The sequence below is a fragment of the Komagataeibacter melomenusus genome, from assembly GCF_013155395.1.
GTDB classification, from domain to species: Bacteria; Pseudomonadota; Alphaproteobacteria; order Acetobacterales; family Acetobacteraceae; genus Komagataeibacter; species Komagataeibacter melomenusus.
Window position 1 is genome coordinate 56,032 of the sequence record NZ_JABJWC010000005.1, and the last position, 19,748, is coordinate 75,779.

19 protein-coding genes are annotated in these 19,748 nt (G+C 64.1%); 11 read left to right on the forward strand and 8 right to left on the reverse strand.

Going from position 1 to position 19,748, the window contains the following annotated elements; all coding sequences use genetic code 11:
- Positions 1–6 precede the first annotated feature (6 nt).
- Entirely contained in the window at positions 7–1,014 is a 1,008-nt protein-coding gene (locus HNW77_RS03350) for an NAD-dependent epimerase/dehydratase family protein (protein ID WP_172155485.1), read from the reverse strand.
- 145 nt (positions 1,015–1,159) lie between these two features.
- Positions 1,160–1,621, reverse strand: coding sequence for an Lrp/AsnC family transcriptional regulator (locus tag HNW77_RS03355; RefSeq protein WP_172155398.1), 462 nt, complete (start codon positions 1,619–1,621; stop codon positions 1,160–1,162).
- A 110-nt stretch (positions 1,622–1,731) separates the two neighbouring features.
- Here HNW77_RS03355 and HNW77_RS03360 point away from each other — a divergent pair, with 110 nt between their 5' ends.
- Positions 1,732–3,207 (forward strand): aminotransferase class V-fold PLP-dependent enzyme, encoded by a 1,476-nt coding sequence (locus HNW77_RS03360; protein ID WP_408886756.1) that lies wholly within the window; start codon positions 1,732–1,734, stop codon positions 3,205–3,207.
- A 50-nt stretch (positions 3,208–3,257) separates the two neighbouring features.
- On the opposite strand, the gene HNW77_RS03365 is transcribed toward HNW77_RS03360, so the two are convergent.
- A complete protein-coding gene (locus tag HNW77_RS03365) occupies positions 3,258–3,881 on the reverse strand; it encodes a glutathione S-transferase (protein WP_172155402.1) in 624 nt (207 codons plus the stop codon).
- A gap of 11 nt (positions 3,882–3,892) precedes the next feature.
- Positions 3,893–5,089: an MFS transporter gene (locus tag HNW77_RS03370; RefSeq protein ID WP_172155404.1), complete on the reverse strand. Its 1,197-nt coding sequence runs from the start codon at positions 5,087–5,089 to the stop codon at positions 3,893–3,895.
- Positions 5,090–5,564: 475 nt separating this feature from the next.
- On the opposite strand from HNW77_RS03370, the gene HNW77_RS03375 reads away from it, so the two are divergent.
- The 3 genes from HNW77_RS03375 (at position 5,565) to HNW77_RS03385 (ending at position 10,084) form a co-directional block, all read left to right on the forward strand.
- Positions 5,565–8,024, forward strand: coding sequence for a membrane-bound PQQ-dependent dehydrogenase, glucose/quinate/shikimate family (locus tag HNW77_RS03375; protein ID WP_172155406.1), 2,460 nt, complete (start codon positions 5,565–5,567; stop codon positions 8,022–8,024).
- Positions 8,025–8,126: 102 nt separating this feature from the next.
- Entirely contained in the window at positions 8,127–8,981 is an 855-nt protein-coding gene (locus HNW77_RS03380; protein WP_408886760.1) for a transporter, read from the forward strand.
- Positions 8,982–9,172: 191 nt separating this feature from the next.
- Positions 9,173–10,084 carry a helix-turn-helix domain-containing protein gene (locus HNW77_RS03385; protein WP_241694270.1) on the forward strand — a complete coding sequence of 304 codons (912 nt, stop codon included), beginning with the start codon at positions 9,173–9,175 and terminating at the stop codon, positions 10,082–10,084.
- A gap of 10 nt (positions 10,085–10,094) precedes the next feature.
- Here HNW77_RS03385 and HNW77_RS03390 read toward each other — a convergent pair whose 3' ends face one another.
- From HNW77_RS03390 to HNW77_RS03400, 3 genes are all read right to left on the reverse strand, one after another.
- Entirely contained in the window at positions 10,095–11,327 is a 1,233-nt protein-coding gene (locus tag HNW77_RS03390) for an MFS transporter (protein WP_172155412.1), read from the reverse strand.
- Positions 11,328–11,360: 33 nt separating this feature from the next.
- Entirely contained in the window at positions 11,361–11,759 is a 399-nt protein-coding gene (locus tag HNW77_RS03395; RefSeq protein ID WP_172155414.1) for a GlcG/HbpS family heme-binding protein, read from the reverse strand.
- Between the two features lie 87 nt (positions 11,760–11,846).
- Complete coding sequence (locus tag HNW77_RS03400) at positions 11,847–12,578, reverse strand: IclR family transcriptional regulator (RefSeq protein ID WP_172155486.1); 732 nt, start codon at positions 12,576–12,578, stop codon at positions 11,847–11,849.
- Between the two features lie 242 nt (positions 12,579–12,820).
- Between HNW77_RS03400 and HNW77_RS03405 the strand changes: the two genes are divergently transcribed.
- From HNW77_RS03405 to HNW77_RS03435, 7 genes are all read left to right on the forward strand, one after another.
- Positions 12,821–13,744, forward strand: coding sequence for a ketopantoate reductase family protein (locus HNW77_RS03405; RefSeq protein WP_172155487.1), 924 nt, complete (start codon positions 12,821–12,823; stop codon positions 13,742–13,744).
- 160 nt (positions 13,745–13,904) lie between these two features.
- Complete coding sequence (locus HNW77_RS03410; protein WP_172155416.1) at positions 13,905–14,351, forward strand: hypothetical protein; 447 nt, start codon at positions 13,905–13,907, stop codon at positions 14,349–14,351.
- A gap of 174 nt (positions 14,352–14,525) precedes the next feature.
- The gene (locus HNW77_RS03415) at positions 14,526–15,182 is read left to right on the forward strand and encodes a TetR/AcrR family transcriptional regulator (protein ID WP_172155418.1); all 657 of its coding nucleotides are present in this window, start codon (positions 14,526–14,528) and stop codon (positions 15,180–15,182) included.
- Positions 15,183–15,583: 401 nt separating this feature from the next.
- Positions 15,584–16,183 carry a Crp/Fnr family transcriptional regulator gene (locus tag HNW77_RS03420; RefSeq protein ID WP_241694264.1) on the forward strand — a complete coding sequence of 200 codons (600 nt, stop codon included), beginning with the start codon at positions 15,584–15,586 and terminating at the stop codon, positions 16,181–16,183.
- 136 nt (positions 16,184–16,319) lie between these two features.
- A complete protein-coding gene (locus tag HNW77_RS03425; RefSeq protein WP_172155420.1) occupies positions 16,320–17,336 on the forward strand; it encodes a Dyp-type peroxidase in 1,017 nt (338 codons plus the stop codon).
- A 12-nt stretch (positions 17,337–17,348) separates the two neighbouring features.
- Positions 17,349–18,143 carry a family 1 encapsulin nanocompartment shell protein gene (locus HNW77_RS03430; RefSeq protein WP_172155422.1) on the forward strand — a complete coding sequence of 265 codons (795 nt, stop codon included), beginning with the start codon at positions 17,349–17,351 and terminating at the stop codon, positions 18,141–18,143.
- A gap of 59 nt (positions 18,144–18,202) precedes the next feature.
- Complete coding sequence (locus HNW77_RS03435; protein ID WP_172155489.1) at positions 18,203–18,538, forward strand: DUF2934 domain-containing protein; 336 nt, start codon at positions 18,203–18,205, stop codon at positions 18,536–18,538.
- 39 nt (positions 18,539–18,577) lie between these two features.
- Here the strand turns inward: HNW77_RS03435 and HNW77_RS03440 are convergent, their stop codons facing one another.
- Positions 18,578–19,630: a YeiH family protein gene (locus HNW77_RS03440; RefSeq protein WP_172155490.1), complete on the reverse strand. Its 1,053-nt coding sequence runs from the start codon at positions 19,628–19,630 to the stop codon at positions 18,578–18,580.
- Positions 19,631–19,748 lie beyond the last annotated feature (118 nt).

Below are 19,748 nucleotides of genomic sequence, written 5' to 3' on the forward strand. Positions count from 1 at the left end.
GCGGGCTCAGGCGGGGGCAGGCACGCCGTAATAGTCACGGTACCACGCAACAAAGGCATCCACCCCCGCCTGCACGGAGGTGGTGGGGCGAAAGCCGGTCAACTCCTGCAAAGCCGTGCAGTCCGCCCAGGTGCGCGGCACGTCACCGGGCTGCATGGGCAGGTAATGGCACACGCATCTGCGCCCCAGCGCCATCTCGATCGCCTGAATGAACGCCATGAGGCTGACCGGCTCGCCATTGCCGATATTGACCACCCGGTAAGGGGCAACCGGGCTCGCGCCGCGGTCGCCTTCCCCCGGTGCGGGCACGGGGCGGGCGGACAGGCGGAGGACCGCCTCGACGATATCGTCGATATAGGTAAAATCCCGCTCCATGTCGCCATTGTTGTAAACATCGATCGCACGCCCCGCGAGCGTATTGGCGGTGAATTTGAACAGCGCCATGTCAGGCCGCCCCCACGGCCCGTACACCGTAAAGAAGCGGAAGGCCGTGATGGGCAGGTTCCACAGATGGGCGTAGGAATGGGCCAGATCCTCGGTTGCCTTCTTGGTGGCGGCATACAGGCTGAGCGGATGGTCGCAGCGCTGGTCCTCGGCAAAGGGAGTGACCGGGCTGGCCCCATAGACGGAGGATGTCGAGGCGATCATGAGGTGGGGCACGGCACAGCGCCGGGCCTGCTCGAGCACGTTATAGGTGCCCACAAGGTTGGCGCTGACATACGAGCCCGGATTTTCCATGCCGTAGCGCACGCCTGCCTGTGCCGCGAGGTGGATGACCCGTTCCGGCCTGCACTGCTCAAAGGCGTTGCCCAGGGCCTGCGCATCCTCGAGCATGAATTCATTGCAGGTAAAACCCGCGTATTCCCGCAGCAGGGCATGGCGCCGGCGCTTGAGCATGACATCGTAATAGGGGGTCATGCCATCGATGCCGGTTACCGCATGGCCTTCGCGCAGCAGCCGCCGTGCCACATGAAAACCGATGAACCCGGCGGTGCCGGTAACAAGAATACGCATCATGAACTCCACAACCCCCACGGCCACCTGCCCCGGCCACCGCATGCGGTCTTAGCGTGACAGGGCGCAATGGGTGAGTCCTGTTATCGGGACACACCCGGCGCATAAACACATGCGCGGCCCCCGCGCCCTGCCCCGACCGGGTTCAGATGGGCAGGTCACGGCTGGCGGCGATCGCCTCCATGGCGATATAGGATGTGACCGTATCGAGGTCGACCCGGTTGATCAGGGTGCGGTAGATATTGTCAAACGAGTCCATGTCCTCGGTGATGATCTTGAGCATGTAATCGTAATCGCCCGCGATGCGGTAGAAATCGATCACATTGGGGATGTCGTTGACAGCCTTGTGAAACCGCTCCAGCCACTCACGTGAGTGGCTGCGCGTGCGCACCATGACAAAAACCGTAAGCCCCAGCCCCAGCCTTGCCGGATCAAGCCGCAGGGTGCGCTCGCCTGCCAGGCCGCGCGCGCGCAGGGCGTTGAGCCGCCGCCAGCAGGCATTCTGTGACAGGCCGACCCGCTCGGCCAGTTCACGCTGCGACAGGCCCGCATCCTTTTGCAGGGCGCGCAATATGGCACGATCAAAATGATCCAGTTTTTCGCTCATAACCGATCATATGACACCATCAACCCGCATGCACAGCATGAAATAGGGAAAAATATTGCCCAAAAGCCGATTAACATCACCGTGTAACGCGCTTTTGTGGGGAACACGCCATGCAGATGGATGACACGTCTTTTTCAGAGTTTGCCGCCAGCCTGCACGCTGCTGGCCATGCGGGCCTGCGCGCGGGCCTGATCGGGGAAGGCGCGCCCGTTCCCGGCCCGTTTGGCGTCAGGCCACTGGTCTATGCCGATTATGTCGCCTCGGGCCGGGCGCTGAAGCAGGTCGAGGAATTCGTGCTCACGCGCGTGCTGCCCTATTACGCCAACTCCCATACCGAGGCCTCGTTCTGCGGGGGGTACATGACCCGCATGCGCCGCGCCGCGCGGGCACGGATCGCCCGGCTGTGCGGCGCGGGCGAAGGGTTCTCCACCGTGTTCTGCGGCGCGGGCGCGACCGCGGGGCTCAACCGGCTGGTGCACCTGCTTGGCGTGCCCGAGGCGGCACAGGCAGGCGCGCGCCCCGTGCTGTTCATCGGGCCGTACGAGCATCACTCCAACATCCTGCCCTGGCGTGAAAGCGGGGCGGAGGTCATCACCATTGGCGAAGCCCCTGAAGGCGGCCCGGACCTTGAACAGCTTGACCGCGCCCTGGCCGCAACCGACCCCGCGCGGCTGCGCATCGGGGCCTTTTCGGCCGCCTCGAACGTAACAGGCATCATCACCGATGTGGATGCCGTGACAAAAGTGCTCAAACGCCACGGCGCGCTGGCGGTGTGGGATTACGCCGGGGGCGGGCCGTACCTGCCCATCAGCATGCGGGCGGGCACGCCGTATGAGAAGGATGCCGTGGTGCTCTCGGCGCATAAATTCGTGGGCGGGCCTGCGGCATCGGGCATCATGATCGTGCGTGATGCCGCCGTGTCACGCACGCGCCCGGTCTTTACCGGCGGCGGCACGGTGCGGTTCGTCTCGCCGTGGGGGCATGATTATTCGACCAGCCTCGAAAGCCGCGAGGAAGCAGGCACCCCCAATGTCATTGGCGATATCCGCGCAGCCCTCGCCTTCATGGTCAAGGACGCCATGGGGCAGGACTGGCTCGACGGGCGCCACCAGGCCCTGCGCAGCCGCGCCGAGCAGGTCTGGCGGCGCAACCCGCATATCGAGATCGTGGGCAACGCGCAGGCGCGCCATGCCCTGCCCATCTTCTCCTTCCGCGTGCATGGAGCAGCGGCGGGCGAGATGGTGCACCAGCAGCTTTTCACGCGCATGCTCTCCGACGGATATGGCATCCAGGCCCGGGGCGGCTGCGCCTGCGCAGGCCCTTACGCGCACAGCCTGCTGGATATTGACGAACCCCTGTCGAACACCCTGCGCCAGGCCATTCTCAACGGTGATGAGATCCGCAAGCCGGGCTGGACGCGGCTGAACTTCTGCGCGCTGATGGATGATGCCAAGGCGGATTTCATCATCCGCTCGGTCGATGAACTCGCCCGCAACCCCGCATCCATGGCGCAGGCCTATGTATGCGACCCCAAAACCGCCCGCTTCCGCGCGGAGCCGGTGCCACAGGCCGAAACCATGGCCTGAAAAGAATAAAAGTTCCTGGGTACCGCCTTTTTTCAAAAAGGCGGCACTCTTCAACCCAGTAAAACCGGCGCATCGCCCTCGCGCCACGGGGCCACACGCTCCATACCCCGCGTAAACAGCGGCATGGCCAGAAAGGCCCCCAGCCACGCCTGCACGCGCGGCAGGGGGCAGGTGGCAAACCAGTCAGGGTCAGTCGCCGCGAACTGGCGCACGAAGGGCGCAATGGCGGCATCCGTCATGCCAGCCTGCACACCGTGCAAAAACGGGGCGGAATGCAGCGCCGCTTCAAGCCCGTGCAGGATGTGCAATGCTTCCGCCCGGTGGTGCAGCGCATCCGACTGGTAGCGGGTCGCGTATTTGTAGCGGTCGAGATGATGTTTGAACGGCCCATCATTGCGCGCGATCAGGTCGCGCCGCGTGCCGGGCCGCCAGTGCAGCGGGTCGTGACGGACCAGCGCCCGGTCCATGATCTCGAGGCTTTCGGCAATGACATGGCCATCAGGCAGGACCAGCACCGGCACCGTGCCCTTGGGCGAGGCCCGCAGCATGGCGGCAGGCTTGGCCGCCAGCCTGACCTCGCGCAGTGCGCAGGGCGTTTCACTCGCCAGCAGCGCCAGCCGTGCCCGCATGGCATACGGGCAGCGGCGGAAACTGTACAGCACGGGCCATGTCATGCCGCCTGCCCCTATTCCTCATGGTCCGTTTCGACAAGCCTGTGGGGAAAGGCGCGCGGGTTGGTCATGGCCACGACCAGACCCACCACCACCGTAATGATGGCCATGGGCGTAAGCACGCCAAAGCCCGCGGCATTGAGAACCTGCCCGCCCACGGCGGAGCCCATGAGAATACCCACATTGCTCGCGGCGTTGATCCCGGCACCTGCCACGTCAGGCCGCGTGGCGCGCGCACGGATCGCACCGGACATGACACAGGGAATGACCGCCGAATACCCCATGCACCACAGCCCGACCGGCGCCACCGCCGCCCAGCCCGACAGGATGTGCCCGTACATCAGCCCCATGCCGATCAGCATGGCGCCACCGCCGCCCAGCAGGCCCGTTGCGGGGCGGGTATCGACAAACTGCCCCGCCCCCCACAGGCCCAGGATGCTCACGCTGCCGGTCAGCAGCAGGGCGATGCTCAGGTTGCCCGTGGCCAGCCCGTGGTCAAGCAGCAGGGGCGTGACATAGGTATAAAGCAGGTTATGGGCAAAGAAGAGGATGGCATTGACCGCAATCACCACCAGAAAGATGCGCATGGCCCGGCTTGGCCCGGCCGAGGGCAGCCCGTTCCTGACCTGCACCGGGGTTGTGACCGGCGGCAGGAAGAAGGCGATGCACAGTGTCAGCACAACGGACAGGGCCGTCATCACGTACATCGCCATGCGCCAGCCTGCCATATGCCCGATGGCCGCCGCCCCCGGCACGCCCAGAACCGCGCCAAGCGACGTGCCGCCATAAACGAATGAAATGGCCCGCCCGGTCATCTTGGCAGGCACCAGCCGCGCGGCATAGGCCGAAGCGATGGACATGAGCAGCGCATGCGCAACGCCCCCGATCAGGCGGCCTGCGCACAGGATGACAAAGCTCGGCGCCGCCGCCACCACCAGGTTCGACACCACATAGCCCAGCAGTGACACCAGCACGAGTCGCTTGCGGTCGATATGCGCGGTCATGATGGTCAGCGGCACGGCGCACACGGCCACCATCAGGGCAAAGGCGCTGACGGCAAGCCCGGCTTCGCCTTCGGGGATGTGAAAGGCGCGGGCCATGTCGATCAGGATGCCGACCGGCGCCACCTCGGTTGTGAGGGCCGTGAACGTACATGCAAACAGGGCGCAAAGACCAATGACGGCTTCAGCCGGGAGGGTTTTGAAAAGCATGATTGCCTGCAGAAATAGAACGACACAACATCATGTCGCTTCACTTGTGGGCCTTCTGGCACTTCCGGCACTGTAGTGGAAGCATCTATTATGCCAAGCCAGTACAGAGCCCCGGTTCATGGCAAACCGTGCATAACGTCTATTGAACAGACCGGCGTGGCAACCGGCCCTGCGCCAGGGCCGGGATGCCGCCCGGCGCGACCCGCAATCCCCTGCCTGCCACGGCTGGCCTGACCTGACGGAGCGCAGCACTCCGCACGGCTTTCGGGCTTTATCATGACAATACGGCAAGAAACCCGTCTCGCTTTTGAGACAGTTGCGCCCTGCCCGGACACAGCTGCGTGAAGCCCGCGCGGTAGGGCATGGCATTTTCCGCGCCCCTCATGCTGAACAACAGGTTCTGGCTGGGCGCAATAGGCAACCCGATACCTGCATACGTGGCACAGCTTTGGAAAACTATGGAAAGAAACGCGGCATGCGAGAAACCACCAAGAGGTTATTATCCATCATAACCTCCGTCTTGCTGGCCCTCATCGGGCTTTTTCTGTTCTTTGGCGGCGCCCAGCTGCTCTTTCTGGGCGGCTCCTGGTTCTATGCGCTGACCGGCGGCGTCCTGCTTGCCGCCGCCGTGCTGGGGTTCAAGCAGCCCAGGCTGGCAAGCAGCCTGTATGCCGCCCTGCTGGTGCTCGCCACCATCTGGGCGCTGGTCGAGACCGGCTTCAACATCTGGGGCCTCGAGGTCCGGCTGCTGACGCTGGTGGGCATTGGCGCATGGCTGCTGCTGCCACAGGTCTGGCGCGCGAGCGAAAGCTGGCTGGCCGACAAGAAGGCCCTGCTCGGCGCGGTTGGCGTGTCGTGCCTTGTGCTCATCATCAGCTGCTTCTCGTCCTATTCCATCGATGGCACGGTTCCGGCGGATCGCATGGCAGCCCAGGGCCAGCCTGAATCGGCTGCCGAGAACATGCCCGATGGCGACTGGCAGGCCTATGGCCGCACCGCGGGCGGCGACCGCTATTCCCCGCTGGGCCAGATCACCCCCGCCAATGTGGGCAAGCTCAAGCGTGCCTGGCTCACCCGCACGGGTGACGTGCAGCAGGCAGGCGAAGGCACCGTGGCCGGCCCCGACCAGGGCCATGAGTTCAACCTTGAAGTCACCCCCATCAAGGTCGACAACACGCTGTACATGTGCACGCCCCATAGCTGGGTGATTGCGATGGATGCCGCCACCGGCAAGGTGAAGTGGAAATTCGACCCCCACCCCGACACTGCCGACCTTGCCAAGAACGTTTACCTCGCGTGTCGTGGCGTGTCGTATTACCGCATCCCCGACGAGATCCAGACCAGCTGCCGCACCCGCATCTACTCCCCCGTGGCGGATGTGCGCATGGTGGCGCTCGATGCCGAGACCGGCAAGCCGTGCGATGATTTTGGCGATCACGGCTTCATTTCCCTGCGTGAATATCTCGGCCACGTGCCGCATGGCTTCCACTTCGTCACCTCGCCGCCGCTGGTGGCCAAGAACCGCCTGATCACGGGTGGCTGGGTGTTTGACAACCAGGCCAATTTCGAGCCGTCTGGCGCCATCCGCGGCTTTGACGCGACCACCGGCGCGCTGGCCTGGGCATGGGATGCAGGCCACAACCCCGAAACCTGGAAGCCCAACCCCGATGACGTCCTGACCCGCGACACCCCCAATGCCTGGGGCGTGTACACCGCCGACCTCAACCTTGGCCTGGTCTACATCCCCACCGGCAACTCGCCACCCGATAACTGGGGTGGCACGCGCCGCCCGTTTGATGATGCGACTTCCTCGGCCACCATCGCGCTCGACATCGTGACCGGCGAGCGCCGCTGGACCTACCAGACCGTACACCACGACCTGTGGGACATGGACATCCCCTCCGGCCCGTCGATGGTCGACCTGCCCGGCCCCAATGGCGAGATGATCCCCGCCCTGGTGCAGAGCACCAAGCGCGGCGAGTTCTTCGTGCTCGACCGCCGCACCGGCGAGACCGTGCCCGGCTACCCGGTGGAGGAACGCCCCGTGCCGACCGCGGGTGTTGCCCCTGACGACCATGCCTCCCCCACGCAGCCCTTCCCGGCGGCCATGCCTACGCTGACGCCGCCGAACCTGAAGGAAAGCGACATGTGGGGTGCCACCCTGCTCGACCAGATGCTGTGCCGCATCGAGTACCGCCAGTCCGCCTATGAGGGGCAGTTCACGCCGCCGCATGTGGGCCAGACCACCGTGGTCTATCCCGCCTTCTATGGCGTGGTTGACTGGCAGGGCATCACCATCGACCCGCAGCGCAAGATCATGCTGGCCAATGCGAGCTACCTGCCCTTCCGCATCAAGCTTGATCACCGCCAGAAGCTCGAAGGCAACGGCACGCTGCCCAAATGGGATGGCAAGGGCGAGGAGCCTGCCGCCAAGGGCGATGCGCTTTCCGTCTCGCCTGATTACGGCACGCCTTACATCGCGCTGACCAACCCGTGGCTGAACCCGCTGCAGATTCCGTGCAAGGGCCCGGTCTGGGGCACGCTGAGCGCGATCGACCTCGTGACCAAGAAGATCGTGTGGCAGCACCCCGTGGGCACCACGCGCGATACGGGTCCGTTCCGCACCCATAACAACATCCCCCTGCCGACCGGCATGTATAACGTCGGTGGCAATATTGTGACCAAGGGTGGCGTTGTCTTCATGGGGGCCACGGCGGATGATTACCTGCGTGCCTTCGATCTCGCGACCGGCAACGTGCTCTGGACCGACCGCCTGCCTGCGGGCGGGCAGGCCACGCCCATGTCGTATGAGGTTGGCGGCAAACAGTATGTCCTGATTGCGGCTGGCGGCCATGGTGGCCTGGGCACACGGAGCGGCGATTACATCATCGCCTACACGCTCGATGGTGCGCAGGCTGGCACTACAGCCCAATAAAAAACAATAACCGTGCAGGTATCCGGCCATGCCGGATACCTGACTCCTGATCAGGGAAGTCCTCCCATGCGTCTGACCCAAAGATCGGCATGGCTCCATGCCATGCTGCGCCTTGCCCTTCCTTCGGCCATACTGTTCCTTACGCCCAAGGCCCACGGCGCAGACGTCACCCTCGGGATCATCGGCCCCCACGAATATGACCTGCCCGTCGATTTCAAGCCCTTCAACGTGCTGGTGCAGTATGGCGATGGCAATGCGGCGGGCCACTCCTACAACAGCCTGGGCCAGCGCAAGCCGGAAGGCGGCAGCCACACCTGGTCGGGCATGACCAAATATGTCCATTTCCGCAGTTTTGACGCCATCCCCCACGTGGGCTTCGCCTTCGAGCTGATCCAGACCGAAAGCTACAGCCTGGCGGATGGCACGAATTACGGCGGCCTTGGCCCCACCATCGTCGGGCCTGCCGCATGGTTCAAGCCCAACAAACACAGCACGTTCGGCATCCAGACCTTCATGCAGACCGCCGTGGGCACGCGTGATGCGACCTCGCCCAATTACTGGTCGAACATCTCGAGCTTCATTTTCGATTATGAGTGGAAGCATTTCAGCTTCGATGGCGATGCCGGCACGGTGGCCGGGGCGGCCAAGCACGTCAAGGGCGCGCATACCGTCTCACCCGGCGTGGTGTTCTATACCAACCTGCGCTTTAGCTGGAAGGCGACCAAACTGTTCGAGCCCTTCTTCGCGCTGGACTGGCAGAACGTGAAAGGCACCTACGACCGCACCGCAAGCCAGTACATGGATGATTCAAACAGCCGTGAAATAACACTGGGCGCGGGTGCGATGTTCAATATTTCCAAGCATTTTTCCTTTACGACACGCTACTCGCATTCTGTTGATGGGCGGAACATACCCGAAAGTAATGCCTATTATGTAAAAGTCGTTTATCTGTGGTAGCGCGCACCAGTTGGTGCCACGCAGGCTGAAGGGCAGCATGCTTTCATTTTATGTCACGTGAAATGACTGGCAATAAATATATACAATCATAACCAGACGGGCCATTACGGCAGCCATGCCGCACGCAGACCGATATTCAGGGGCAGGGAGACATGAAACCGCATTGCCATAACCCCGCCCGGCCGCCCCTCATGGGCCAGCCCCAGCGCCCTGCTGGCGCAACCGAAGTGGCCAAGTCGTGGCAGCGCTGCGTTTCATCCTATAATCTCGACCCCGCGCAGGGGTGGCAGGCGGATGTGCTGTCAGGCGCGGAACTGCGGCATGTCAGCACCCGCTCAGCCAGCCTGCTCCGCATTGCCATGCCGGAGATGCAGCGCCTGTTCAGCCTGGTGCAGGGGCTCGACTTCATGGTGCTGCTTGCCGACCCCGATGCCACCATCCTCGCGCGCAACATAGATGACACCCATATGAGCCTGTGCCGCAGGCTCGCCCTGCGCGAAGGCGCCGTGTGGAGCGAGCGCATGGCGGGCACCAACGGCATTGGCACGGCGGTGCAGGATGGCTGCCCCATCTTTCTGGGGGAAGGCGAGCACTGGCGTTTCTGCTTCTCGCTGCTGGCCAGCTATGCCGTGCCGGTTTTCAACGCGCATGGCCAGGTGGCAGGCGCGATCAACCTTGCCGCCTTCAATGGCGATACATCACGCAGGCTCGCCCCGCTCGTGCTCGACACCCTCCTGCAATCCGGCCGCCGGATCGAGGAACAGCTCTTTCGTGAATACCATGAAGGCGCGCGGGTGCTGACGCTTGGCGTGGCCGAAGGGTGCTCGGCCCCGCTCGTGGCCATCAATGCCGAGGGCGAAGTAACGGGGGCCACCCATGCCGCCCGCGCCCTGACCGGCTGGACGGATGACATGATCCGCGCCCACCCCAACCTGCTGCACCGGCTGGAGGCGGAGGACCGGGTGAGCTTTCGCAGGGCGGAGGAAAATGTCATCCGCTCCGCGCTGGCCCTGGCGCAGGGCAATGTTACGGCCACGGCCCGCCACCTTGGCATCGGCCGGGCCACACTCTACCGCAAGATGAAGGCGCTGGGCATGCGCTAGGCCCGGCGGTTCATTCAATATCGCCCCGCACCTCCACCTGCCCGCTGCGCCGGAGCAGCGCCATGGCCAGCAGGTAAACCACCAGCCCACCCGCTGACAGCACTGCCCCACCCATGCCCAGCGCGCCATAGCCGAACTGCCGCGCCAGCAGCGCACTGCCCAGTGATGCGCCGAGCGCATTAGCGATGTTGAAGGCCGAATGGTTGAGCGAGGCCGCAAGCGTCTGCGCATCGCCAGCAAAATCCATCAGCCGCGTCTGCAATGCCGGGCCAAGCGCGTTGACGAAGGCGGGCACGAGCAGCACGTCGAGCATGAGGGCCGGCTCGTCATGCAGCACGAACGGAAAGGCCAGCATGACCACGGCACTGCCGGCCAGCGCCAGCAGGGCGGCTAGGTCGAGGTTGCGGTCCACGATCCATGCGCCCACATTCGCGCCGATCAGCATGCCCGCGCCGCACACGATCATGTAGATCATGATGCGCCATTCGGGCACATGCGTCACGTTGAGCAGCACGCTGGTCAGGTAGGTGTAGATGGCGAACATGCCACCAAACCCGATCGACGCCGTGACCAGCGTCAGCAGCACCTGCGTATTGGCCAGGGCGCGGATTTCCTTGAGCGGCGAGTTCTTGCGGTTGGGCGGATCAGCGGGGATATAGCGCCAGATCCCGCCCACTGTCAGCAGCCCCAGCGCCGCGATGATGAGATAGGCGATGCGCCAGCCAAAATGATCGGCCGCAAAGGTGGAGAACGGCGCGCCCACCAGGGTGGAAATGGCAATGCCCGACAGGATGCGCCCTACCGCCCAGCCGCGCCGCGCGCGCTCCACCATCGAGGCGCCCACCAGCGCCGAGATGCCGATCAGCGCGCCATGCGGCAGGCCGGTGATGAAGCGGGCCACCTCCACCAGCCCCGGCGTGGGCATGGCCACGCTGAGCAGGTTGGCGCAGCAGAACAGGGCAAACAGGATCAGCAGCAGTTCGCGCCGCGACAGGCGCGCGCCAAGAATGGTGATAAGCGGCGCGCCCACCACGACACCCAGCGCATAGGCCGTGATGGCATGCCCCGCATCAGAGGCGGACAGCCCGAGCGAGGACGCGAATTCGGGCAGCATGCCCATGATGGCGAACTCACCCGTGCCGACCACGAACGTGCCGAAGGTGAGGATGAAGAAAGCGGCTTTCGCGCCATGGGGCGCCGTGATGGGCGCCACCCCGCTGGCAGGGGGTGCGGTCTTGGTCATGGGGGGAAGGTCCAGGTCAGGTAAAGGGAGCGCTCAGGCCCCGAGCATGTTGGCTGCGATGCGGGCAATGGCGATATCATCCTCCGTCGGCGCGCCAGAAACGCCAATCGCGCCGAGCACGCTGCCATGCGCGCCCCTGAGCACGAGGCCACCGCCAAAGCTGGTCAGGCCGCCATTGGTGTTTTCCAGCGTGTAGGCCTCGCCCTGCGGGCGGGCGATCGTGGCCAGGTCGGCGCTGTCCATATGAAACAGGGCCGCCGTGCGCGCCTTCTTGGTGGCGACATCGATCAGGCCGAGCGGCACGCCATCCATGCGGGTAAAGGCCACGGGCCAGGCTCCGGCATCCACAATGGAAATGCACACGCCAAACCCGCGCTTCTGCGCCTCGGCCAGGGCCGCCTCCATCATGGTCATCGCATCGGTCAGTTTCATGTCGGCTTCCACGGCTTGCATAAAAAGCACAGCGTAACCGCACGCCCGCGCGGACGTAACGTACGAATTAGCAAAATCCCGATTTGTTCAACATGGCTGAACCGTGGCGCGCGCCACGTGCTGCATCATCATCCATGCCAGCCGTACCAGGCGCGGGCGCGGCAGGTCGGCGCAGGGGCCGGTCAGGGCAATGGCGGCCCGGACCTCGCCATGTTCACGCCATGGCACGGCCACCGCGTTCTGGCCGGGGCGGTAGCTTTCAAGGTCAAGCGCGTACCCCCTGAGGCGCACGGCCTCGATCTGGTCGCGCACGCCCCCGTCAAGCGCATGGGCGCGCGTGCTGAGCACGCGCTGGCCCATGCCGGGCACGAAGGCCAGGAACACCAGCCCCACCGCCGAACCTTCGATGGTTTCACGCCGCTGCACGGCCGCGGCGGCCATGTCCGGTGCCTGCGGGTCGACCCGGTCCAGATAGGCGGCTTCATCCCCGCTGGGCACGCCGAGATGCACGGTCGCCCCGCTCTGGCGCGCGATGGCTTCAAGCGTGGGGCGCATGCGCGCGCGCAAGGCATGGTCATCGCCCACCATGCGCGACAGGTTGAGGATGCGCCCGCCCAGATGGTAGCGCATGTCGCCGGGGCGGCGCTGCACGTAGCCAAGGTGGTCGAGGGTCTGGAGAATGTTGTGGGCGGTGGTCTTTTCCATGCCTGCCCTTGCCGCGATTTCGCCCAGCCGCGCGCAGCCCCCCGCCTGCGCCATGACTTCCAGAATGGCGGCGGAACGCACGATGGACTGGATCCGTTTTGGCGCGCGGGCCATGTCATTCTCCTGCATGCGCTGCCCACGCGGCATGACCGGGCAGGCCCGGAACATGCCCTTACCTGAAAAACACAGGGCCACAAGGGGGAGCGAAAACGCGGCCTGCCCGTGCAGCATGGGCTGCTGCCGAACCTTTGTCTTTTGGGGGCGCCCCGATGCCCATGCCAGCTTGACCGCCCCGGCAGGACAGGATCAGATTCACGCTCAAACACCAGGACCGGATACAGGCGGGAAACACCATGATGACTCCAAAGATCCTTGTTGTCGGCGCGGGCGCGGTGGGGGGCTATTTCGGCGCGCGCCTGGCCGCCTCAGGCCATGACGTGACCTTTCTCGTGCGCGCGCGGCGACAGGCGCAGCTTGGCGCAACAGGGCTGTGCCTGGTCAGCCCGCTTGGCGATGCGACGCTTGCCCCGCGCATGATCACGGCGGACCAGATCGCACACCCCTACGACATCGTCATCCTGAGCGTAAAAGCCTATTCCCTTGCCGCAGCGATAGCGGACATGGCGCCCGCCATCGGCCCGCAGACCCGCATCATACCGTTGCTCAACGGCATGCAGCACCTTGAGGTGCTGGCCAGTCGCTTTGGCCGCGACACGGTCATGGGCGGCACATGCTTCATTGTCAGCAGCCTCGATGCCGAAGGCCGCATCCACCAGGTTGGCATCACGCCCCGGCTGGTATTCGGCGCGCTGGTGGCGGGACAGGATGCCACCACCATGGCGGATGCCCTGCGCGCGCCGGGGTTCGATACGGTGCCCTCGCCGCACATCGTGCAGGATATGTGGAACAAATGGTCGCTCCTGGCCTCGCTGGGCACGCTGTGCTGCCTCATGCGCGCGAGCGTGGGCGAGGTGGCCCGTCTGCCCGGCGGCACCGATTTCGTGCGTGCCACGATAAACGAATGCACCGCGATTGCCGCAGCCGCCGGCTACCCGCTGGCAGGGGACACCATCAGCGGCATTGTCAAAAGACTGACGCAGCCGGACTCCACGCTGACATCCTCCATGTTCCGCGACCTCTCGCAGGGCGCCCCTGTGGAAGCACAGCAGATTATCGGCGATCTGGTCGCCCGTGCCCGCGCGCATGGCGTCGCCACCCCCATACTCGACCTGACGGACCTGAACCTGCGCGTCTATGAGCAGCGCCGCAACAGCGCATAAAACAAAAGCCGGACGCCATGGAACAACCGCACCCGCTGCACGACGCCGCGCAGCGGGGCTGTTTTGTCATTGACGGGCCTTTTGCCGTCAATTAAACGAAACCGAACCGTTCCGTTCAAGGGATCGAACGGCCCCTGCCCTTCTTTCACTGGATCATGCGATGAACCGCTTGTGGCATACCGGCCTTGTGGCCCTCGCCAGTTCTCTGGCCCTTCATGGCACGGCGCAGGCCACGTGCGCGGCCACCGATGCCCGGATCGAACTCTCGGCGCACCATGTTGCGGTCGGGGTCGGTTATGTCTGGGGCCAGGGCACGCTGTATGACGGCACGCATGCCTATCCCTTCACCATAAAGGGTGGCGGCATACCGAGCGTGGGCGGCATGGCGCTGTCAGGGCAGGGCTGCGTGCGCAACCTTGGCCGCCTGCAGGACTTCAACGGCACGTACTGGAGCGTGGGCGGCACGGCCACCATCCATCATGGCACCGCGGGCCTTGTCATGGAAAATGGCCGGGGGGTGGACATCAACCTCGCGGCCCGCACCCGCGGCGCGCTGCTGTCCGGACAGGTCGCGCGGCTTTCCTTCCGCCTGAAAGGCGGCCTGTAGCCCCGAACACGGGCGCGGCACCCATTCGCAATGACCATTTGAACACACGTCCCCGTTCTGGCATCTCCGTGGCGACAGGCTGGATTGCACGGCTGAAGGGCACCAGTTCCGGATACCATGTTATGTTTCATGACATAATGTGACTGACTGATGGCTGGAGTTAAGGGGCTGGGAATGTCTGACGTATCATCAAGACCGCCACATACGGGCGGACGCCCGACGCCGGAAGGCTCGGCGCAACTCGACCGGCATGTTCTTGAAGTTGCAACGGCATTGTTCATCCAGCAGGGTTACGCCGCCACATCGCTGGAACGCATCGCGCGCGAGGCCGCGTGCAGCAAGGCCAGCCTGTACAGGCGCTACGCCTCAAAGGAAGAACTGTTCCGCGCGGTGGTGGCGGCGCGGGGCAAGCAACTGCTTGAGGCGGCAGGCGCGGTCGAGGCCTCCTCCACCGACCCGCTGGTGGCCACGCGTGAAATCAGCCAGTTCTTCCTTGACTTCATGCTGCGGCCCGAAACGCTGGAGGCCTACCGCATTGTCATTGCGGACGGGCATCGCATCGCCTTTTTCGTGGAGGACATGATGCAGACCATCGTGGAGCCCTTCGTGGCCACGCTGAGCCGCCAGATCAAGGCCGCCGCCGATGCCGGGCGCATCCACTCCCCCGACCATGATGAGACGGCCCGCATCCTGATGAGCCTGTTCCTGGGCTGGCCATTGCAGAACACCATGCTCGGCCTGAACCAACTGCATGACCCGCAGACGCGCGCGCGCTTTTTTGACCGCTCATGGCAGATTTTCATGTCAGGGATCTGCATCAAGGGGAAATAAGGTTCCGGGGTGCCGTTTTCAAAAAGAAAGGCGGCGTTTTTTCCGGGGCTTTCCAGGCACCACGGCAGACAGGGGCTTTTCCAGGGTTGTTTTACATCTGTCATATTGCGATACGATACGGTCTCGTATAATGGATGTCGGGACACGTTCCCCTTGACGGGAAGCGATGGATGGAATGAGGACGGTGCCGACCAATGCGACCCTGATGGCCAGAAAAGCCGCGCACCGGCCGATGACCGGTCGCATCGGGCGACAGGCGCCACTCCGGCCCGCAGAAGCCTGTCCCTTCCCCGTCAGGGCGGGGCAAAACCTTGCCTGATACACAAAAAACAACGCGTCCCTGCAAATAGATATTCATGATGTTCAGAGATTTCACGCTTACTGACAAGGAACGGGAGGCGTTGAACGCGATCTCCACGAAAATACACAAGCCCGCGAAGCGCCGCATCTACACCCAGGGCGAAGCGGGAAAATATGTCTATCGCATCCGTTCAGGCGCCGTACGGCTGGAACATCACCTGCATGATGGCCGCAACCAGATCTTTGCCTTCATGTGGTCCGGCGACATGTTCGGCACCATTGAAGACGGGGTCTATCCTGCCTCCGCCATTGCGCTGGTGGATACCTACCTGTTCCAGATTCCCTATGCCGCGCTGCTCAACCTGATCGAGGTCCATCCGCGCATCCAGACCCTGTTCTTGCAGCAGGTGCTCAATTACACACAGGCGGCGCGACGGCACCTGCTGCTGGCCACCTACCCGCTTGTGGTCAAGCGGCTGGCGGGCTTCCTGCTTGAATGCAGCAAGCAGGCCGATTTCTATGATCGGCACACCAATATCCTGACCCTGGCCATGGACCGCAGGGATATTGCCGATTACCTGGGCTTTGCCGTTGAAACAACAAGCCGCATGCTCAAGGAACTGGAAGACATGCGGCTGATCAAACGCCTCTCATCGCAGCGCATCATGCTGGACCGGCGTAAAATCATGGATATGTTCTAAGGCCCCGCCGGGCGGGGTGGCCGCGTGCTCAATCCGCCTATCTGCCCCCTGCCGCTCCATCTTGCCACGCCCCGCCACCTCCCTATGCTAGGCTGCCATAAGCGTTGCGCGCTTTGTCTGCAGGAGTTCAAGAGCATTGGCCACACCCCAACCCATTGACACAAAGCTGACCCAGGCTGCGGTTTTTCTTGTCATGACCCTCAGCGCCGATACCGAAATCGGCCCGCAGGTGCGCGACCTGATGGGAGACCTGTCCTCGCTCGTGCGCGGGGTGGGATTCCGTATTGATGATGGCAGGCTCAGTTGCATAACCGGCATCGGGTCGCATGCGTGGGACCGCCTGTTCGGCGCGCCACGCCCGATGGAACTGCACCCGTTTGCCGAGATCAATGGCGTGCACCACGCCCCCTCCACGCCGGGCGACCTTGTGTTCCATATCCGCGCCACCCGGATGGACCTGTGCTTTGAACTCGCCACCGCCATCGTCTCGCGGCTCGAAGGTGCCGCCACGGTGGTGGATGAAGTGCACGGGTTCAAGTATTTCGATGCCCGCGACCTGCTGGGTTTTGTCGATGGCACGGAAAACCCCGTGGACCAGCCCGCCCGTGATGCCACGCTGATTGGCGATGAAGACCCGGCCTTTACGGGCGGCAGTTATGTCATCATCCAGAAATACCTGCATGACCTGAAGAAATGGGATGCCATACCCACCGAGGTGCAGGAGCACATCATTGGCCGCAGGAAAGTATCCGATATTGAACTGCCCGAGGCCGCCAAGCCCAGCTATGCCCATAATGTGCTGACCAATATTGAAGAAAACGGCCAGCAACTCCAGATCGTGCGCGACAACATGCCCTTTGGCACGGTGGGAAAGGGCGAGTTCGGCACCTATTTCATTGGCTATGCGCGTTCGCCCACGCGCATCGAGCGCATGCTCGACAACATGTTCGTGGGCTTGCCACCGGGCAATTACGACCGCCTGCTCGATGTCAGCACGGCGGTGACCGGCAACCTGTTCTTCATTCCCACCTCTGATTTTCTTGATACCGCACCCGACCTGCCCGCGCCCCAGGCGGCCGTTGCGCCTGAGCCTGCGGCACCGCAACCCGTGGCGGTGGCAGCCGGTTCGCTGGGCATCGGATCATTGAAGTAAAGGACACCAGACATGAACAACCTGCACAGGCACCTTGCCCCCGTTTCATCCGCCGCGTGGAGCGAAATCGAGGAAGAAGCCACACGCACCCTGCGCCGCCACCTTGCCGGGCGCCGCGTGGTTGATGTTTCCGAACCCAAGGGCACGGCGTTTGCCGCCGTGGGCACCGGGCGCGACAGGCGCATCGAGGCCCCGGGCGATGGCGTGCAGGCCGTGATGCGCGACGTGCTGCCGGTGGTGGAACTGCGCGTGCCCTTTACCCTGTCACGCGCGGAAATCGATGCGGTGGAACGCGGCGCGCGTGATGCCGACTGGCAGCCGGTGAAGGATGCGGCAAAGAAAATCGCCTTTGCCGAGGACCGCGCCATTTTCACCGGCTACACCGCAGCAGGCATGGCCGGTATCGCGCAGGCGACATCCAACGCGCCTGTCAAGCTGCCCGCATCGGTCAAGGATTACCCGCATGCCATTGCCGATGCCCTGAACACGCTGCGCCTTGCAGGCGTCAACGGCCCCTATGCCATCGTGCTCGGCGCCAGGGCATATGAGGCCGTAAGCGGGGGCGATGATGAAGGCTACCCGGTGCGCAAGCACATCGAGAGCCTGATTGAAGGCAAGCTGGTCTGGGCGCCCGCCATCGAGGGCGCCTTTGTCATCTCCCTGCGCGGCGGCGACCTGCAGCTTGATATCGGGCAGGATTTCTCCATCGGCTATCTGGCCCATACGGCCGAGACGGTCGAACTTTACCTCCAGGAGAGCTTTATCTTCCGGGTACTGACCACCGAGGCCACCGTCGCCCTCGCCTGATGCCACGCTGGCCCCTGGCCACCAGCACGCTACCCCCGACACGCTACAAGGACACCAACATGCAGAACCCCCTGGCCACCACGCCCGAAACCGAAGCCCGCATCACCGCCAAAGCCCAGGAACTGTGGGAAGCCGACGGCAAGCCCGGCTGTGGCGCCGCCGCCTACCGCGAAGCCGCATCGGAACTGATCGGGATGGAAAGCAACCCCGATGCAGGCCAGATCCCGGTTGACTCACCCGTGCCGCTCGATGCGAACGGGCAGCCCATCGAGGAAGCCTGGCTGGAGGAAAACCTCGGCAATTCCGGCGGCAGCATGGATGAACTTGATGACAGGCAGGAAGTGCCCTTCGCCACGCGCGCGGAAGAGGCGAAGGCCCTGAAGGACCAGGACTGACCCCACCGGGCAGGATGAAGAATGCCATCCTGCCCCCTCCTACCCACCGACCATGACCCGCACCAGCGCAACACTTGCGCCTAGCAGCCCGAGCAGGGAAATGGTGACCGTGACCATCAACGCCCTGCCCGCATGCACGATGGCGCGGAGTTCAACGCCCAGCCCGAGCGCTGCCATGGCGAGAATGGTCAGGAACGTGGCCACGTGGTTGAGCGGCACGACCAGACCCGCTGCAATCCCTCCCGCCGAACGCATTGCCATCATCACCACAAACCCGATGATATACCATGGCACCAGCCGGGTCAGGGGCGGCAGGCGTGACCCCTGCGCCTTACGTGCGCGCCCTGCGCTGGCAATCAGGGCCAGCACCACGCATACCGGCCCGAGCATCAGCACCCGCACCAGCTTGACCAGCGTGCCGACATGCACCGCCGCCATGCCAAATGGCGCCGCCGCGGCCACGACCTGCGGCACGGCATAAACGCACAGCCCGGCAAGCACGCCCCCCGCGCCATCCGTCAGGCCCAGCAGGGGCGCCACAAACGGCAGCCCCAGCACCACCACAAGGCCACCCGCCGCCGTAAAGGCAAGGCAGGCCCCCACCGCGTCCTCATCGGCCCCGATCACCGGGGCCGCCGCCATGATGGCCGAATTGCCGCATATGGAATTGCCGCAGGCCACCAGCAGCGTCTGCCGCGCGGGCAACCCCGCAAGCCGCCCCACGCAGCAGGTAAAGACCAGGCTGAACACCACGATGCCCATGGCCCCCGCCACCAGCCCCGGCCCGATCGCCCGCACCGCCCCCACGCTGAACGAGGCCCCGAGCAGCACGATGGCGATATTGAGCACGGTCCGGGCGCAGAAACTGATGCCGGGCAGGCAGGCGGGCGTGGGCCGCCAGAGCGCGCGCAGGCCCACACCGAGCACGAGGGCGAGATTGAGGGCTTCCAGCCATGCCTTGCCCAGCAGGGCCGCCTGCGCCCGTTCAAGCCCGATGGCGAGCCCGGTCATGGCCACGCAAAGCCCGATCCCCGGTGCGACACGCGCTGAAAAATCAATGTTCCGCAACAGGAACGGCGGCCTGCATGGCATGGTTGTCACGGTGTCCTCCCTTTCGCCACGCAGGTTAGGGGGCAGCCATTCAATCAATCCAATGCATAGTTTTTCTTGTTTTAATCTCTTTTCATGATTGATTGTGATAGAGAGTGCG

What these genes read in the sequence shown, in the direction of transcription:
- HNW77_RS03350 (WP_172155485.1), bottom strand. Translation starts at nt 1,014, where the DNA reads ATGCGTATTCTTGTTACCGGCACCGCCGGGTTCATCGGTTTTCATGTG.
- HNW77_RS03355 (WP_172155398.1), bottom strand. Translation starts at nt 1,621, where the DNA reads ATGAGCGAAAAACTGGATCATTTTGATCGTGCCATATTGCGCGCCCTG.
- HNW77_RS03360 (WP_408886756.1), top strand. Translation starts at nt 1,732, where the DNA reads ATGCAGATGGATGACACGTCTTTTTCAGAGTTTGCCGCCAGCCTGCAC.
- HNW77_RS03365 (WP_172155402.1), bottom strand. Translation starts at nt 3,881, where the DNA reads ATGACATGGCCCGTGCTGTACAGTTTCCGCCGCTGCCCGTATGCCATG.
- HNW77_RS03370 (WP_172155404.1), bottom strand. Translation starts at nt 5,089, where the DNA reads ATGCTTTTCAAAACCCTCCCGGCTGAAGCCGTCATTGGTCTTTGCGCC.
- HNW77_RS03375 (WP_172155406.1), top strand. Translation starts at nt 5,565, where the DNA reads ATGCGAGAAACCACCAAGAGGTTATTATCCATCATAACCTCCGTCTTG.
- HNW77_RS03380 (WP_408886760.1), top strand. Translation starts at nt 8,127, where the DNA reads ATGCTGCGCCTTGCCCTTCCTTCGGCCATACTGTTCCTTACGCCCAAG.
- HNW77_RS03385 (WP_241694270.1), top strand. Translation starts at nt 9,173, where the DNA reads ATGGGCCAGCCCCAGCGCCCTGCTGGCGCAACCGAAGTGGCCAAGTCG.
- HNW77_RS03390 (WP_172155412.1), bottom strand. Translation starts at nt 11,327, where the DNA reads ATGACCAAGACCGCACCCCCTGCCAGCGGGGTGGCGCCCATCACGGCG.
- HNW77_RS03395 (WP_172155414.1), bottom strand. Translation starts at nt 11,759, where the DNA reads ATGAAACTGACCGATGCGATGACCATGATGGAGGCGGCCCTGGCCGAG.
- HNW77_RS03400 (WP_172155486.1), bottom strand. Translation starts at nt 12,578, where the DNA reads ATGGCCCGCGCGCCAAAACGGATCCAGTCCATCGTGCGTTCCGCCGCC.
- HNW77_RS03405 (WP_172155487.1), top strand. Translation starts at nt 12,821, where the DNA reads ATGACTCCAAAGATCCTTGTTGTCGGCGCGGGCGCGGTGGGGGGCTAT.
- HNW77_RS03410 (WP_172155416.1), top strand. Translation starts at nt 13,905, where the DNA reads ATGAACCGCTTGTGGCATACCGGCCTTGTGGCCCTCGCCAGTTCTCTG.
- HNW77_RS03415 (WP_172155418.1), top strand. Translation starts at nt 14,526, where the DNA reads ATGTCTGACGTATCATCAAGACCGCCACATACGGGCGGACGCCCGACG.
- HNW77_RS03430 (WP_172155422.1), top strand. Translation starts at nt 17,349, where the DNA reads ATGAACAACCTGCACAGGCACCTTGCCCCCGTTTCATCCGCCGCGTGG.
- HNW77_RS03435 (WP_172155489.1), top strand. Translation starts at nt 18,203, where the DNA reads ATGCAGAACCCCCTGGCCACCACGCCCGAAACCGAAGCCCGCATCACC.
- HNW77_RS03440 (WP_172155490.1), bottom strand. Translation starts at nt 19,630, where the DNA reads ATGCCATGCAGGCCGCCGTTCCTGTTGCGGAACATTGATTTTTCAGCG.